This is a genomic window from Mycobacterium sp., assembly GCF_052144515.1.
Taxonomy (GTDB): Bacteria; Actinomycetota; Actinomycetes; order Mycobacteriales; family Mycobacteriaceae; genus Mycobacterium.
Window position 1 is genome coordinate 1 of record NZ_JBKQQD010000258.1, and the last position, 14,245, is coordinate 14,245.

Genomic DNA, 14,245 nt, shown 5'->3' on the forward strand with positions numbered 1-14,245 from the left:
GGGACTTTCTCGTCGAAGGCACGGCGACCGCGATGGGTTGGTGGACATACGATCCCGGCATCGGCCCCGTCCTGCAGTGGAGCAGCGGCACTCGCATCACCTTGTTGTGGACGATTGGCCTGATGTGCTTATGGCCTAACCTCATTGCGTACTGGGCTGGGAAACCACCCATCCGCGGTCTGAATCACCTTGAGCGATTCTGCCGCCTCGACCGCTTCACCAAGTCCAAACATCCCCGCCACACAATGGTTTCCGGTACGGCGGCAGTCACTGCCGCTCCGAGCGGCCTGGGTCTGGTCACGCAGCCGAGCCCGCTGACAAAGCAGCGGGAATTCGACGATTTCCTTAACTACGAAGTAACCATTCCGCGATGGCGGTTCGAATTGATGCGGCTGGGCGCCTGGTTTGTCGGCTTCCAGATCAGCTTCTTCCTATTGCTGATTGTGCCGCTGGTGGCAATGCGTACCCTCACCGGCGCCGACAGTGCCTACGTCCCATGATCAGGAAGGAGTCGCGATGATGAAACACCCTGGTACGCAGTACATTTCCAAACTGCCAGCCGAGTTCTTCCTGCCGCCGGCCAGCAATCACGCGCTATGGAGCGAGACGCGAAATCTAATCCTTGGCTCGCTCGCGTTCATCGCAATTCTGTCGATGGTCGTAGCGCTGACGCAAGGCATCGTCGTCACGCTGTGACGTCAACGCTGGGAAAAGCTGCTTGACCGGCGGCCCAAAGGCCCATTCCGGGGGAAACTCTTCACATGTGACACGTCGCGACGCCAACGACAGATGCTATTGGTAGCCGGGCACTTACACACTCCGACAACCCCATCGATGGATGCCGGGGGCCGATACACCAACCCATGTCGAAGGCCGCCACGTACTGAGCGTGTACGTGTTTGGCTTGTCTTGACGGCGCGACCGTGTTGTCGGCTTGACTCGCCGCACATAGAAATTCAAGCGCAGGGGCGTCCGCGCCAGTGTCTGACGTTCACGTCGAGTGCCGACAGTTCATCGCGGGCACGGGCCCCTCGTGTCGATGTGGGAGTCGCCACTCCCCCACGGCGACAGTGCACGACGTGTGGCAGCCGCGGTAAACAGGGCGATGCACACCTCGGTGCCGATAGCGGATGCGTTGCGGGATCGCACCGTCTCGCGAGACCAGCATCGTCGTCAGGTGGTGACTCGGTCAACCGTCTTCGAGACGGCAAGAAGCGAGCCCTCTTCAGAGGTCAGGGAGTACGACACCCACACAAGTGCAATCGACAGCAGCGCCGATAGCGCGGCTCCGACGTTAATCGCAAGCACGGAATACGTTGCGCTCATGGCGAATCCGATCGGAATTAGAGTGACAACTCCGATCCCGATGATCAGGCAGGGCACCATGAAAGCGAGCACCGCCGGTGCACGGAGGACGGCTTGACTCCGCATGCAGAGGAACACCATCGCCGAGGTCAGAAAGATGACAGCGCTGTTGGAAAACGCCATCCACACTGGGTAACCGAGAATCTTCACCGGTTGGTGAGCACCGAAATATACGTAGGCACCCATTTTGAGTAAGAGGACCTCGAACACCCACGTAGCCGGGATGCAGGCCCCGTACAAGCCCATCCAGCGCGCGCGGGTCGGCGCCGTCTGCAGATACTTGACGAGCCAAAGAATCGCGGGACCGAAAAAGACTGCGTAACAGGGCAAGACCCACAGCGGAATGGTCCGGCCGAAGGCTCGCAGCGCGGTGAGGGTTCCCGTCTGGTGATAGACGAGGTTGACCAGCGAGTCACCCAAGGGTTCGTAGAAAACCGCGGCCATCGCGCCGAGTGCAATCCAGAACATCTCCGACCGCCCCGACTGGCGCCAGCGCCAGATCGCGTATCCGAAGACAGCCAATGCCAGTCCTGACAGGACGATCAGCATGCTGACCTGCCAAGTCATGGACTTGGTAAGTACCGGCACCAGGTCGGCGCCGACCGCCACACTGCGGTCTTCCGATAAGCACCCAGCCACGAGACCCTTCCAACAGAACAAGAGGAAATGTAGTCTGCACAACAACCTAAGCAGAGGTGTCGGCCAGGTGCAAGGGCGAACCGCTTGGGTCCCTGTCAGCCGCGGTGTGGCGCGATGGTGCCGGGTAGGAACGCCCGCAATAGGCCTTCGTCACCGCCGTACTCCGCATGTCCGGGATCGTCGATCAGCGAAAAGCAGATCCGAATTACCCACTCGGCGAGCATCTTCGGGGTTACATCCTGGCGCACGTCATTCGGTTCGGCGGTGACAAACCACTCGGTGAAGCGGTCCACGATCTCGCTGCGCCACACCTCGGAGCGCTCGGCCGCGTGATGCGTATGCGCCAATTCGTCGCTGCTCACCATTGACCGCATGGTCGGCGAGTTTCGGACCGCCGCCAGACCCGCCAACACCGCGGCGATGAGGCGTTCGGCGAAAGGACCGGCCGTACGAAAGTACGGGTCAGCAGCGGCCACCACCTCGTTAGTGGCCTTGACGAAGCAGGCCGCCAAAATCGCGTCACGATTGGGAAAGTAGCTGTACACGGTGGTCCGGTGCACGCCAGCTTTGGCGGCGATCTGGGTCATCGTTGTCCTGCTGGGACCACGATCGGCAAAGCATGCCTCGGCCGCCTCGACGAGCCTGCAACGCGCTTCCGCGTCGCTCAGCGGCACGTCGGCGCCCCACGCTGCTGACCGCCCCGACCCGCGCTGTTCTGGCACACGAGTCATCAAACGCACCTTCGGCCGAGTTGTTGGCACAGACTACAACAAGTACGGCTGTGCAGTTCGAACTACAACTGCGCCACGGACCCGCTGGATCGAGGTGCCCGTGTGCGCAGCCCGCGGCCGTTGAATCCCTGTCGAAACCTCGCCGTTGAACTGGGCTACATTAGTGAATAGTCTGCAGTTCGGACTACAATTCTTGGGGCCTTGTAGTACTACTCAGCGCCACCTGGAGGGGAGCTCTCGTGACAATTCACCAGGACCTCGACATCACAGAAAATAGCTTCGATCACCACTCAGCCGCATTCCGTGAAGCACCCTACGATGCCTTCACCGCGATGCGATCGAGGTGTCCGGTTACCCATTCAGACCAGCACGGCGGCTTCTGGGCACTCGTGGACTACCAGACTGTCTTCGATGCTGCCCGTAATGACGACTTGTTCAACTCGCATCCTTCGGTCGGCATACCGGCCAGTGGCGCACCCTTTGCCATCCTGCCCATCGAAACCGATCCGCCACTGACCCAGAAACTGCGACAGATCACGGTCAAGTCCTTCTCGCCGGGGCAAGCTGAACAGCTGCGATCCAGAGCCCGGCAGATGGCCACGCAAATGGTTGATGAGTTCATCGAGCGAGGGCAGTGCGACATCGTCGCGGAGTTAACGACGCCCCTGCCGGCCAAGCTGATGCTGCACATGCTGGGCTTCGACGAGTCGAAGTACTTACAGTGGGTGGGCTGGGTGCACTCCATGGTCCACGACCGCACGCACGACGAAGAGCGAGCCGGCGTCGCAGTCCTAGAGCTTTTCGGTGAAATCACGAAACACATGAACGAGCGCCGAGAAAGCGGCGAACCGGGCCACGATCTCTTCGGCCGGATCCTCACAGGGTCCGTAGACGGCGTACCGCTCGACGACATGCAAATCATCATGTACACCGTGCTGATGGTGCTCGGTGGCATGGACACCACCAGCGGCCTCACCGGTAACACGCTGCTGCACTTGATCGAGCGACCCGAACTGCGGAAAGCACTGATAGATCGACCTGATCTGATGAAACACGCCACCGAGGAATTCCTGCGGCACTCAACGCCCAGCCTGGGTCTCGCACGTACGGTGTCGAGAGACTGCGAGTTCCACGGCCAACGGCTCAACGCGGGCGATCGCGCAATCCTGATGTGGGCGGCCGCCAATCGCGACCCGGCGGTGTTCGAGAATCCAGATGAGATCGACTTCTCTCGGCCAAACAGTCATCGACACATGGCTTTTGGTGTCGGCATTCATCGATGCCTGGGATCCCATCTGGCCCGCATGATGTTCCAGGAAATGGTTCAGGAGATCCTGGAGCGGCTGCCGGACTTCGCACTGAACGGTACGCCCGTCCGGTTCGAGGATGCCGGCGAGGTGCACGCGTTGCGCAGCCTGCCCATCAAATTCACTCCCGGTGAGCGCATGAGCGTTCCTCAAGATGCGGCATGACGGAGACCGTCAAGTTCATCGGCGCCGGCCAAACGGGCGAACCCAAGGTCCGGCGGCTTCTCGATGCGGGCATGTCACGGTTGGCACGCGCAAATTCAGCTCTGCCCGCACCTGGAAATACCGGCCCACGTGTACTGCCCACCAAGGCCACCGCGGTTGCCGTCATGGCAGACGCTCTTAAGGCACCTGGAGTGACAAGCCGAATGCCGTAAGTTGATGAACCGGCTACGAGAAGATCGAGGCACCATCCAGTTCCACCTACACGGACAGAAGTAACCGGAACTCAACCGTTCTTACTCTGATCGCGCATGGGGTCCCCTAACGCGTCAATTTTCATCGCCTGCTGTTGCGGAACTTCTGAGTCCGGACGCGCTGGCGCGATGAACCGCGGCGGTCTGCTCGGCGCTGATGGACCGAAGCATGACGGCTACTAGTGCAATCATCCAGACACTTAGCATCGCCAGCGGGATCCACCAAGCGAACGCCCCACTCCAACTCAATGGACCGCTGGTGAAGACCACCGCAACAACGTCTGGCAAGGAAGCGATGGCGGCGACGACGCTCAACCAGCCGAACCAGCGGGGAAACGTCACAGGGTCGGTGCGATCAACGAACGCCGCGATCGCCAGCACGAGAAAGTGCGCGAGCCCCGGGGTAACCGTTCCGACAAACATCAACCAGAACACGTCATTGAGCGCCTGAGTAATCTCGACGGGACGCTGATCGGGCCGAAATGCCGCTGCGGCGACAAGCACCATCGGGAACATGAAAACCGCGAGCGCCAGCGTGCAGCTCATGATCTGAGTGATCGCAAGGACCCCCCATCTGCCCTCCACCCGGCGGACCCGGACGCAGATGGCCGCCCAAAACGGCAGCGAAACACCCACCGCGAGCATGGTCAACGCCGCCCCGAGGCGGACACGCAAACCATGACTGACGAAAAACTCAGCGACGTCTCGCGCCTCCGTCTGAGGGGGCAGGGGCGGCACCAAGCCGGCCACCAGCGCGAATGTGATGAAGAACAACGTGAGCATCGCGACGCCACACCAGGCACCGACACGCTCCAGCTTGAGTTCCATTCGGGCCCCTTTCGCGGGACAAGCAAGTTGTGACAGTCATCGAATCTTCGGCGATGCCGCGTCGCGCGTTCGCGGGGACGTCTACACCATGCGCTCGCGCCCACCCCAGTACTCGTCGCGCAGGGCTCGCTTGAGCACCTTGCCGACGGGCGACCGCGGTAGTTCGCGAACAATCACCTGCTTGGGTGCCTTGACGCTTCCGAGCCGCTCCTTACACCGGGCGACCAGCTCGTCGCTGTCGAACGCGCTACCGGGCTTCAGTTCGACCACGGCGGTGACTCGTTCACCCCACTTGTCGTCGGGCAGGCCGATCACAGCACAGTCCCGCACCGCCGGGTGGCTCCAGATGACCTGCTCTACTTCGCTTGGGTAAACGTTGAAGCCTCCGGAAATGATCATGTCGCGCTTGCGATCGACGATGTAGACGTAGCCGGATTTGTCGATGTAACCGATGTCCCCAGTTGCCTGCCAGCCGCCTGGGCGCTCTAAGGCTGCTGTCTGAGCGGGTTCGTCGAAGTACCCGCTCATACGCAGTGACGATCGCGCCACGATCTCGCCGAGCTCGCCGCGTCCCATGAGATCGCCCGCATCCGACATGGTCGCGACGTGAGCGACCAGCGACGAACGGCCACAGCTGCCGAGGCGCCCCGCGAGGTCTGGGTCGGCAATCGCTTCGGCGTGCTCTTCCGGAGACAGGAACGTCAACATCATGGGCAGTTCGGCTTGGCCATAACACTGAGTCATGACTGGGCCGAACACCTCAATTGACTCACGCAACCTCGCCACTGACATGGGGGCTGCGGCGTAGAGAAAGTAGCGAAGGCTCGAGTAATCGCGGCCCCGCACCGACGGGTCGTCGAGAAGTGAATAGATCGCCGTCGGCGGAAGAAACAATCGCGTCACTCTGTTGCGCTCGAGCGAATCCAGCACGTCGCGTGCGACAACGCCGTCATGAATAACGTTGACGCCTCCCGCGGCCAGTACCGGGAAGATAACAGCGCCCGCGGCGTGCGTGATCGGTGCGGCCGCCAGATGGACGGGATCACTCTCGGGCATATGAGCCGCGAAGCCGTAGACCATGGTCGCCAGTGCACCGTGCGACAGCATCACCGCCTTGGGTCGGCCGGTCGTTCCTCCGGTCGAGCCAAACCCGAAGAGGGCGCCGGGGTCCAACGGCGGCAACGGAACTCTGACCCCGCTAGGGGAGATCCAGTCCTCGAGTAGTGGGTGGGCGCTACCTTCTGCCCCATCGATCGCCACGATGCGATCCAATGTCGGAACCATCGCCTCGATCGTGGCGACGGATTCGCTCATGCGGGTGGAATACAGCAGGCAGCGCGCACCGACCTGCTGCAGCACCGCAACAAGATCCGCCGTAGACGAACGGGCGTTCAACATCAACCAGGCGCATCCGCTCCGCACGATGCCCAACACACATGGAAAGACCTCAGGCAAGTTCGGCGCGAGCACCCCGACCGGCGTGCCTGTGCCGAAACCGTCGCGCTGGAGTGCGTCCGCGACGCGATGCGTCATGTCAGCGGCCTGCTCGTAGCTAATCGCACGCGACCCGTCCGGCGCCACAAACGCGGTCCCGCCCGCATTGATCTCGACGCCGCGGTCGAACAATTCAATCCCGTGCATGCCGGCTCCCAGCGCGTTGGCCCGGCTGGCTGCCGCCAGTCGCGACGGCGCCGCCAAACGGCGACTGGATTCGATTCCGTTGAGAGGTAGACACTTTCATGTAATAGGTTGTCCAATCTTTGGGAGAAGCATTAGCGGGTCCGCTGTCGGACGTTGTGCAGTCACAGCACCGCGCCGAGAGGCGCGGCCAGTCCGTGGATAGGTCGGCTATCGAGATAGAGGTAGCGGTAGTGACGCCGGGTAAATCGCCATCCCGCCTCGGTCCTAGCCAACTCGTCTTCGTAGACACCGTGGTTGAAATAACCCTCTTCTGTGTTCAGTGGCGCACCCAGCTCGGTCAGATATGACCGAGCGCGAGCGGCGTCGCCGCAGACGTCGACGACGGTCCCGTGCACGACCTGAATGAAGGACTGCCATGCCGCGCGCATCCCCACGCCGAAGGCCGTCGCGATGTCGTGCGGCGACCCCTCCAGCCGACTGTCCGTCGGCGGATCGATCACCCAGGTGGCCTCAGGAGCCCATACGTTCTCGAACTGCTGCACGTCGAGACGGTTCACCGCATCGGCAAAACGGACAACGAGCTCGGCGACATCGGCGCGGTCAGACATAGGCCCAGCTCTCCTTTTTGCGGCCGATGCTATGGACCGATCCGTTTGCTGGAGATGGCATTATTTGCCGGCGCCCACTTTGGCCATTCGCACCGCCAGAGGCAACGAGAACGGTGCGTGCCTCTCGGCCTGCATAAGCGCGATCGCGGTGCTGGCGACGTGATCGATGAGGAGCGAACGAGCCCCGTTGCGGTCACGTCGACGACAGGCGGCCAGGATGTTTCGGTGCTCCTGGTGCTTCTTTTCGATGAGCTCCGGATCGTCGCGGGCGAAAGCACGTATGTACCGTTCAGCATGCTGGAACAGCATTTCCAAGTGGTTCTGCATTCGCTGGCCGGTCCCGATACGCAGGCCGGCGTGAAATGCGCGGTGCGCCTCTTCGGCTGCCGGCAGGTCAGCTGGATCGGTCATCACAGCGAGGTGTCTTTCCAGCATGGCGAAGTCGTCGTCGCGTAGAGCGGGCACCGTCGACCAGATCGCGAGCGATTCGCCGGTCACCCGTAGCGAATAGAGATCATCGAGGTCGACCATGCTCAACGGGCTGATCTGCACGCTGCGATGCAGGCCGTTGCTGATGACCAGCCCTTCTCGCTCAAGCAGTTTCAAAGCCTCGCGCAGCGGCGTGCGGCCGACTGACAGTCGCCGGCTGAGCTGCAGTTGTGAGATCTTGGCCCCGGCCGCCAAGTCGCCGTCAATGATCTGTTGACGCAGCAAGTCGTGCACTTGCTCGGTCGCCGGACGTCTTTCGGCGCGCTCTGCAACGGTGACGGGATTGACGGGGTCAGCTGACAACGGCGGTCTTCGCTCCTCCCAATACGACGTCCAAGGCATGGGCCAGGCTAATCCTGGGCTCCGCGACATCGTCGAGGACGCGCAGCGCAATGTGTCCGTCGGGTCGAACGAGCACCGCGCCGTCGTCATCGTGTCCACGCAACTTCTGCCAGGCGCCGTCGAGCGGAACGAGGTCACCGTCGCGGGCCACCCGAAGCGCGTCCACGCTGATACCACGCTCGACGGACAACTCTTGAACAGCATCGATCCAGCGCTGACCATCGCTTCCTGCGAGCAGCAGAAACGTTCCAGGACGCAGCAGTCCGTGGGTCGACACTTGCTGACCGTTCCGGTAGAACCACGCATGGGGAACCCGGTGGCCCGGCCGAGCGGCCTGGACATAGGCGTGGCCGGCCGGGTCGCGCGGGGGCGGATCGGTACCGTCGGGCAGCACGACAGGGCTGTCGGCGTAGGTGTAGCCGAGTTCGATGTCGGCGCATTCGAATTCCCAACGGGCCGTGCGGTAGTACTCCGCCAGGCGCGCTCGGCGCATAGCACCATCGGTGGTCGGGGAAGTCAGCGACCCCATCACCCACTGGGTGAACTCCGGCGGCGCCCCGGGGACCAGACCGAAACCCGATTGGCATCCGAGATGATTGAAGAATGCGGCGGTCGCGAACTCCACGTTGCGTTTCGCGACGGGACGACGTTCGGCTTCATAGGAGTCCAGCAGCGCTGGGTCGGCGGTTCCGCGCAGTACTGCGGCGAGCTTCCAGGAAATGTTTGCCGCGTCCTGGATGCCAGTGTTCAAGCCCAGGCCGCCCATCGGTGAGTGTCGGTGAGCGGCGTCTCCGATGAGATGGATTCTGCCCACTGAATACCGTTCTGCGAGAGCAGATTCGATCAGCCAGTAGTTGCAGGCGATGATCTCGGCCTCTAATGCCGGAATCTTGAGGACGTCGCAGATCAGCTGGATGCGGCGCTCGTCGTCGGTGTCCTCGGTAATGGCGCCGTGGTCGGGGGGAAAGACGACGGAGAAGAGCCATTCACGTGCATGGCGGTCCCAGCGCTGCGGGCCCATGTTGAGCAACCCGCCCGTGACCCAGCCGCCCTCGACCGTTGGTCGAGTGATGAGATTGATGACGTTGTCGTCGTGGGGAATCCACTCCGAGAGATCAGCCCGGAAGGCGATGTTGAGCACATCAGCGAAGGGAACGTTGTCGCCCATTCCGATCCCAAGCGATTTGCCGACTAGCTTTCCGCCATCGGCTGCCACCACGTACTTCGCCGCTACTGTCCAGGTCTCACCGGTTGCGCGGTCGAGAATGGTTGCGGTCACCCGATCGGCGTCTTGCTCCAACGCGACGAGTTCGTTGTAGAACAGCGCAGTGCCGGGCCGCCGCTCATCGATTTGGCGGCGCAACGCCGGTTCGAGCCGGTTCTGCTGAAAGTTGCCGTGCGGGTAGGCGCTTAGCGGTTGGTAATGATCGGTAAGCGCGCCCCCGCCCCAGGCGTCGAGGGTGCAGAAGTTCCACCGGTCGCCGATGTCATCCCCACCAAACGAGGTGTACCACCGCACTTTTGAGTTGTTGGTGTCCGGCGTGCCCGATTGGTAGATCTCTTGGTCGAACCGATACGGCGCGAACACTTCTGCGGTCCTGGGGTTGATGATGTGGGCCTTCGGCACGATCGTGGTGCTCGGATGGCGCTCTACCAACAAATAGTCAACGCCAAGATCGGCGAGCATCAGGCCGGCGGTGAGCCCGGCGCCGCCGCCGCCGACGATCAACACCTCGATTTCACGGTGGTTCAAGTTAGGTCTCATCTCGCCAATCGATTCCATTTTGGATGTGATATTTATATAGTTGTATCCAACATCGTAGTCAAGGTCACAGGCCGAGCTGGCCGCTGGCCCCTTTCTGAAAGGCCGAGATGCGTCTTGCCACCATCCAGCTTGACGGCGTTACCGCCGCTGCGCGGCTCGATGGAGAAACGTTCGCAGTGCTGCCCTACACAGACCTGGCAGATCTGCTGGGCCGCGACGATTGGAGGCGGCTCGCCGGAGGCGAGGCGACCGGCGAGGTCGCGTACACGCGGGCGCGGCTGGCTCCCGTCGTCCCGCGGCCGGAAAAGGTGATTTGCGTCGGCCTGAATTATCACGGGCATGCCCGCGAGGCCGGAATGTCCCTGCCGGGGCACCCAGTGATCTTCGCCAAATATTGGCGCAGCTTGATCGGGGCGCGCGATCCTCTGCAGCTTCCGCCGAACTCCTCTGAGGTTGACTGGGAGGCAGAGCTGGGAGTCGTCATCGGCCGGACCGCTCGCTACGTTGATGAGCACGAAGCGCTTGATGTCATCGCCGGTTACACGATCGTCAATGACGTCTCGATGCGCGATTGGCAGCTACGCACCTCACAGTTCTTGCAGGGCAAGACATTCGAGGCATCCACACCTGTCGGTCCATTTCTGGTGACTTCCGACGAATGCGACCACGCCCGCAACGCGCAGCTGGAATGCGCGGTTGACGGACGGGTCATGCAGTCCGCCACGACGGCGGACATGGTGTTCTCGCCCGCCCAGATTGTTTCGTACGTCAGTCAGATCATCACGCTGAGCCCAGGTGACCTCATTGCTACCGGCACGCCTAGCGGCGTGGGCGGTGCCCAGGTGCCGCCGGTGTACCTGGAGCCCGGGCAGGTGCTCACCACCTCGATCGAAGGGCTTGGCGAGCAGCAAAACCTCTGCCTGGCGCCCGCGGTGATCACGGTCTGACGACCGGATCCGCGGTGGCGTCGCCGGAATTTTGGCCTGGCCAAAGTTCCCTCACCACAAGGAGACAACTGATGGCCCAAGCTATCGACTCCCATAAGGGTCTGCACAGTGAGGCCGGCGCTCGCGCGGGCGAACACCCCGGACGTTCCCGCAATCCGTTGATCAAAGTGCATGACATCGCATGGCTTGAATTCGAGAAGCCCGACTTGGCCCGTGCCGAAGCATTCGCGAACGCTTTTGGGTTCACCACGGCGTTGCGCACCGCCGACGAGCTGCAGCTGCGAGGAACGGATGGGGGTACGCCATGCGTGATTATTCGTCACGGACCGCGTTCGCGATTCGCCGGGCTGGCATTCAAGGCCCAGGACCCATCAGATGTGTCGCGTCTGGCCACGGCCACCAACGCGACCAGCCGCCGGTTGCCGGAAACGCTCGGCGGTGTGGGGGTCGACTTGGTCGATCCCAGTGGAGTGGCTGTCCAGGTCGTGGCAGACACCCACGAACTCGACGGACTGCCGGCGCAGACGCGGCTCACGTGCAATCTCGGCCATGAGTTGCTGCGCGTCAACGCCACACAACGTCCCCCACGCGAGCCCAGCCGTGTCCAACGGCTCGGACATGTGGTCTTGCAAAGCGAAAGGTACAGCGAAGTACTCGACTGGTACCTGGACACGTTGGGGATGATCGTCAGCGACTTCCTGTTCTATCCCGGACAGCGCGAGCGCGGCCCGAGTATGAGTTTCATCCGTTGCGACCGTGGCATGACCCCGGCGGACCACCACACCCTTGCTCTGTCGTTGGGGCCCACGACCCGTTACGTTCATTCCGCCTACGAAGTGTGCGATATCGACGCTTTGGCTGCCGGCGGCGAGCATCTTGCCGGGCTTGGTTATCGTCGCTCGTGGGGTATTGGCCGCCACATTCAAGGCAGCCAAATCTTCGACTATTGGCGCGATCCGGACGGTTTTCTCGTCGAGCATTTTTGCGATGGCGACATGTTCGACTCCACGCTGGAGCCCGGCTGGGCGCCGCTCAGCGCTTCCGGGCTGGCCCAGTGGGGACCGCCGGCCACCAACGACTTTCTCGGTGTTGCTCCGAAATCCTTGCCGCGCGAGGCATGGTCGATAATTACCGGGCTGCGTCACAACAACGAGTTCGACTTCGGCCGACTGATCGGGATGATGAAAGTCGCTGGCGCTTAACCGCCCACGTCAGCTTTCGGACCATTGGTCAACCACATCTGAGGCGGACCGCAGCACTGCGCCGCCGAATTGGTGTGGCATTGCCCAGTGGCCGGCGTTACCTCCGCCGGCCGCCGCTCAGGACGGAACGCGGCGGGGCGAGGACCATCAAGACGCCGCTGTCCCCTGGAGCTTGATATCCGTCGGAAGTTGAAATCAGGCGGAGGGGTAACCGATGGTCTTGGTCTGTAGGTAATTCTCGAAACCTTCGAGACTGTTTTGGCGTCCTAGGCCGCTGAGTTTGTAGCCACCGAAGGGCGCGTCAGCGCCGTAGAACATCGCGCCGTTGACCATTATCGTTCCGGTGCGCACGCGGCTGGCGACTGCCATCGCCCGCTCGGTCGACCCCATCACCGAACCCGAGAGCCCGTAGACCGAGTTGTTCGCCAATTCGACAGCGCCGTCGTCGCCGCCGTCGTAGGGCGTGATGGTGATGACCGGGCCGAAGATCTCCTCCTGGAAGACGGTCATCTCGGGTGTGACGTCGGCGAGAACCGTTGGCGCCACGAAATAGCCACGATCGAGACCGTCCGGAACCCCGCCGCCGATCGTGATCCTCGCACCCTGTTCCTTGGCGCCGTTGATATAACCCATCACCCGATCACGCTGCCTGGCCGATACCAGCGGACCGCAGAAGTTGGCGGGATCGGTCGGATCCCCGACGCCGACGGCGGCGAATGTCGCGGTGGCCACCTCGACAGCCTGGTCGTAGAACTCGCGCGGCACCAGCATCCGGGTCGTCAACGCGCACCCCTGGCCGGAGTGGATCAATGCGCCCATGCAGCCCGGCAGCGCGACATTCATGTCCGCGTCGTCCAGCACGATGTAGGCCGATTTTCCGCCCAGCTCAAGCAGATTGCGCTTCATCGTCTCACTTGACAGCCGGTGGATCAGCTTGCCCACGGCGGTCGACCCGGTGAACGACACCATGTCCACCCGCGGGTCTTCCGCAAGGACCTGAGCAATGCTGTTGTCCGACGTGGGCACGATATTCACCACACCCGCGGGGATGTCGGTCTTCTCGGCGATGATCCGGCCCCACCGCAGTGCACTCCACGGTGTCTCGATAGCGGGCTTGAGTACCACCGTGTTACCGGTGGCAAGGATGGGGCCGAGCTTGTTGGTGATGATCTCGACTGGGAAGTTCCACGGCGTGATCGCACCGACGACGCCGATAGGCTCCTTGACAACCTTGCGTCGGGACGCAACTCCCAGCAACGCTCCGTCGGGCAGCTGACGTTCCCACTCGAACTCCGAGATGAGATGGGCCGGATATGCGATGCCGTCGGCTAGTGGCCAGTCCAGCTGGGCAATGTACGTTGCGCTGATAGGTGCGCCCACCTCGGCGACGATCTCCGGCCGCATCTGCTCTTTTTCGTCCTGTAGCGCGGCGTGTAACTGCTGAAGGCAATGCTGGCGAAATTCGCGGTTGGTGGCCCAGTCGGTGGTATCGAAAGCGCGCCGGGCAGCGGCGATCGCCTCGTCCATATCGGCGGCACCGGCATCGGTGCACACACCCAGCACTTCTTCGGTGGCTGGGTTCACGTTCTCAACGGTGCCGCCGGTCGACGAGTTTCGGAGCCGGCCGTCAATGTACAGCCGAGCTTCGGGCTGGAACGAGAGCGGGGATCGAGCCACGGACGAGACCGTCATGGACATCCTTTCAACGAGCAGAGCGCAGTTCGAAGCGTAGTGCTGCGAATGCGCTGACTCTTGGGGTTACATACAAAATCGCTATACGGTTAACGCTATTGCTCGCCTGCTTGGATGTCCATACCCGGAGGTGGGCTGGTCCCTGGACCGGTTCACGCGGTCCGTTCAGCCAAGGCAGTCTGCGTCCGGACCGATGCCACGCCCGAGGCCGCCCTACCCGGGCGGCCGAGAAAGGTCAGTCGGGAAACTTCAGCCCATAGTGAATAAAGTCCA

The 14,245-nt window shown here is 62.3% G+C and carries 12 protein-coding genes and 1 pseudogene; 5 read left to right on the forward strand and 8 right to left on the reverse strand.

What is annotated here, in order from left to right; translation table 11 throughout:
- Both ACLP9N_RS17235 and ACLP9N_RS17240 read left to right on the forward strand, forming a co-directional pair.
- Nucleotides 1-500: pseudogene (locus tag ACLP9N_RS17235) on the forward strand (hypothetical protein); the annotation flags it as partial.
- Between the two features lie 16 nt (nucleotides 501-516).
- Nucleotides 517-696 (forward strand): DUF7156 family protein, encoded by a 180-nt coding sequence (locus ACLP9N_RS17240; protein ID WP_442408557.1) that lies wholly within the window; start codon nucleotides 517-519, stop codon nucleotides 694-696.
- Between the two features lie 477 nt (nucleotides 697-1,173).
- Here ACLP9N_RS17240 and ACLP9N_RS17245 read toward each other — a convergent pair whose 3' ends face one another.
- Entirely contained in the window at nucleotides 1,174-1,974 is an 801-nt protein-coding gene (locus ACLP9N_RS17245; RefSeq protein ID WP_442408558.1) for a hypothetical protein, read from the reverse strand.
- 125 nt (nucleotides 1,975-2,099) lie between these two features.
- Nucleotides 2,100-2,735: a TetR/AcrR family transcriptional regulator gene (locus tag ACLP9N_RS17250; protein WP_442408559.1), complete on the reverse strand. Its 636-nt coding sequence runs from the start codon at nucleotides 2,733-2,735 to the stop codon at nucleotides 2,100-2,102.
- Between the two features lie 239 nt (nucleotides 2,736-2,974).
- Here ACLP9N_RS17250 and ACLP9N_RS17255 point away from each other — a divergent pair, with 239 nt between their 5' ends.
- Nucleotides 2,975-4,207: a cytochrome P450 gene (locus tag ACLP9N_RS17255; RefSeq protein WP_442408560.1), complete on the forward strand. Its 1,233-nt coding sequence runs from the start codon at nucleotides 2,975-2,977 to the stop codon at nucleotides 4,205-4,207.
- A 326-nt stretch (nucleotides 4,208-4,533) separates the two neighbouring features.
- On the opposite strand, the gene ACLP9N_RS17260 is transcribed toward ACLP9N_RS17255, so the two are convergent.
- The 5 genes from ACLP9N_RS17260 to ACLP9N_RS17280 form a co-directional block, all read right to left on the reverse strand.
- Entirely contained in the window at nucleotides 4,534-5,286 is a 753-nt protein-coding gene (locus tag ACLP9N_RS17260; RefSeq protein WP_442408561.1) for a hypothetical protein, read from the reverse strand.
- Between the two features lie 81 nt (nucleotides 5,287-5,367).
- Nucleotides 5,368-6,984 (reverse strand): AMP-binding protein, encoded by a 1,617-nt coding sequence (locus ACLP9N_RS17265; RefSeq protein ID WP_442408562.1) that lies wholly within the window; start codon nucleotides 6,982-6,984, stop codon nucleotides 5,368-5,370.
- A 104-nt stretch (nucleotides 6,985-7,088) separates the two neighbouring features.
- A complete protein-coding gene (locus ACLP9N_RS17270; protein WP_442408563.1) occupies nucleotides 7,089-7,535 on the reverse strand; it encodes a nuclear transport factor 2 family protein in 447 nt (148 codons plus the stop codon).
- A 60-nt stretch (nucleotides 7,536-7,595) separates the two neighbouring features.
- Nucleotides 7,596-8,327: a GntR family transcriptional regulator gene (locus tag ACLP9N_RS17275; RefSeq protein ID WP_442408564.1), complete on the reverse strand. Its 732-nt coding sequence runs from the start codon at nucleotides 8,325-8,327 to the stop codon at nucleotides 7,596-7,598.
- Complete coding sequence (locus ACLP9N_RS17280) at nucleotides 8,317-10,119, reverse strand: FAD-dependent monooxygenase (protein ID WP_442408565.1); 1,803 nt, start codon at nucleotides 10,117-10,119, stop codon at nucleotides 8,317-8,319. Before ACLP9N_RS17280 ends, ACLP9N_RS17275 begins: the two co-directional genes overlap by 11 nt.
- Before the next feature lie 119 nt (nucleotides 10,120-10,238).
- Between ACLP9N_RS17280 and ACLP9N_RS17285 the strand changes: the two genes are divergently transcribed.
- Both ACLP9N_RS17285 and ACLP9N_RS17290 read left to right on the forward strand, forming a co-directional pair.
- Nucleotides 10,239-11,078 carry a fumarylacetoacetate hydrolase family protein gene (locus ACLP9N_RS17285; protein WP_442408566.1) on the forward strand — a complete coding sequence of 280 codons (840 nt, stop codon included), beginning with the start codon at nucleotides 10,239-10,241 and terminating at the stop codon, nucleotides 11,076-11,078.
- 71 nt (nucleotides 11,079-11,149) lie between these two features.
- The gene (locus ACLP9N_RS17290) at nucleotides 11,150-12,280 is read left to right on the forward strand and encodes a VOC family protein (RefSeq protein WP_442408567.1); all 1,131 of its coding nucleotides are present in this window, start codon (nucleotides 11,150-11,152) and stop codon (nucleotides 12,278-12,280) included.
- A gap of 195 nt (nucleotides 12,281-12,475) precedes the next feature.
- Here ACLP9N_RS17290 and ACLP9N_RS17295 read toward each other — a convergent pair whose 3' ends face one another.
- Complete coding sequence (locus ACLP9N_RS17295; RefSeq protein ID WP_442408568.1) at nucleotides 12,476-13,972, reverse strand: aldehyde dehydrogenase family protein; 1,497 nt, start codon at nucleotides 13,970-13,972, stop codon at nucleotides 12,476-12,478.
- Nucleotides 13,973-14,245: the final 273 nt, after the last annotated feature.

Excerpts from the sequence above, each read along its gene's own strand:
- ACLP9N_RS17240 (WP_442408557.1), top strand. The coding sequence starts at position 517 with ATGATGAAACACCCTGGTACGCAGTACATTTCCAAACTGCCAGCCGAG.
- ACLP9N_RS17250 (WP_442408559.1), bottom strand. The coding sequence starts at position 2,735 with ATGACTCGTGTGCCAGAACAGCGCGGGTCGGGGCGGTCAGCAGCGTGG.
- ACLP9N_RS17260 (WP_442408561.1), bottom strand. The coding sequence starts at position 5,286 with ATGGAACTCAAGCTGGAGCGTGTCGGTGCCTGGTGTGGCGTCGCGATG.
- ACLP9N_RS17270 (WP_442408563.1), bottom strand. The coding sequence starts at position 7,535 with ATGTCTGACCGCGCCGATGTCGCCGAGCTCGTTGTCCGTTTTGCCGAT.
- ACLP9N_RS17285 (WP_442408566.1), top strand. The coding sequence starts at position 10,239 with ATGCGTCTTGCCACCATCCAGCTTGACGGCGTTACCGCCGCTGCGCGG.
- ACLP9N_RS17290 (WP_442408567.1), top strand. The coding sequence starts at position 11,150 with ATGGCCCAAGCTATCGACTCCCATAAGGGTCTGCACAGTGAGGCCGGC.
- ACLP9N_RS17295 (WP_442408568.1), bottom strand. The coding sequence starts at position 13,972 with ATGACGGTCTCGTCCGTGGCTCGATCCCCGCTCTCGTTCCAGCCCGAA.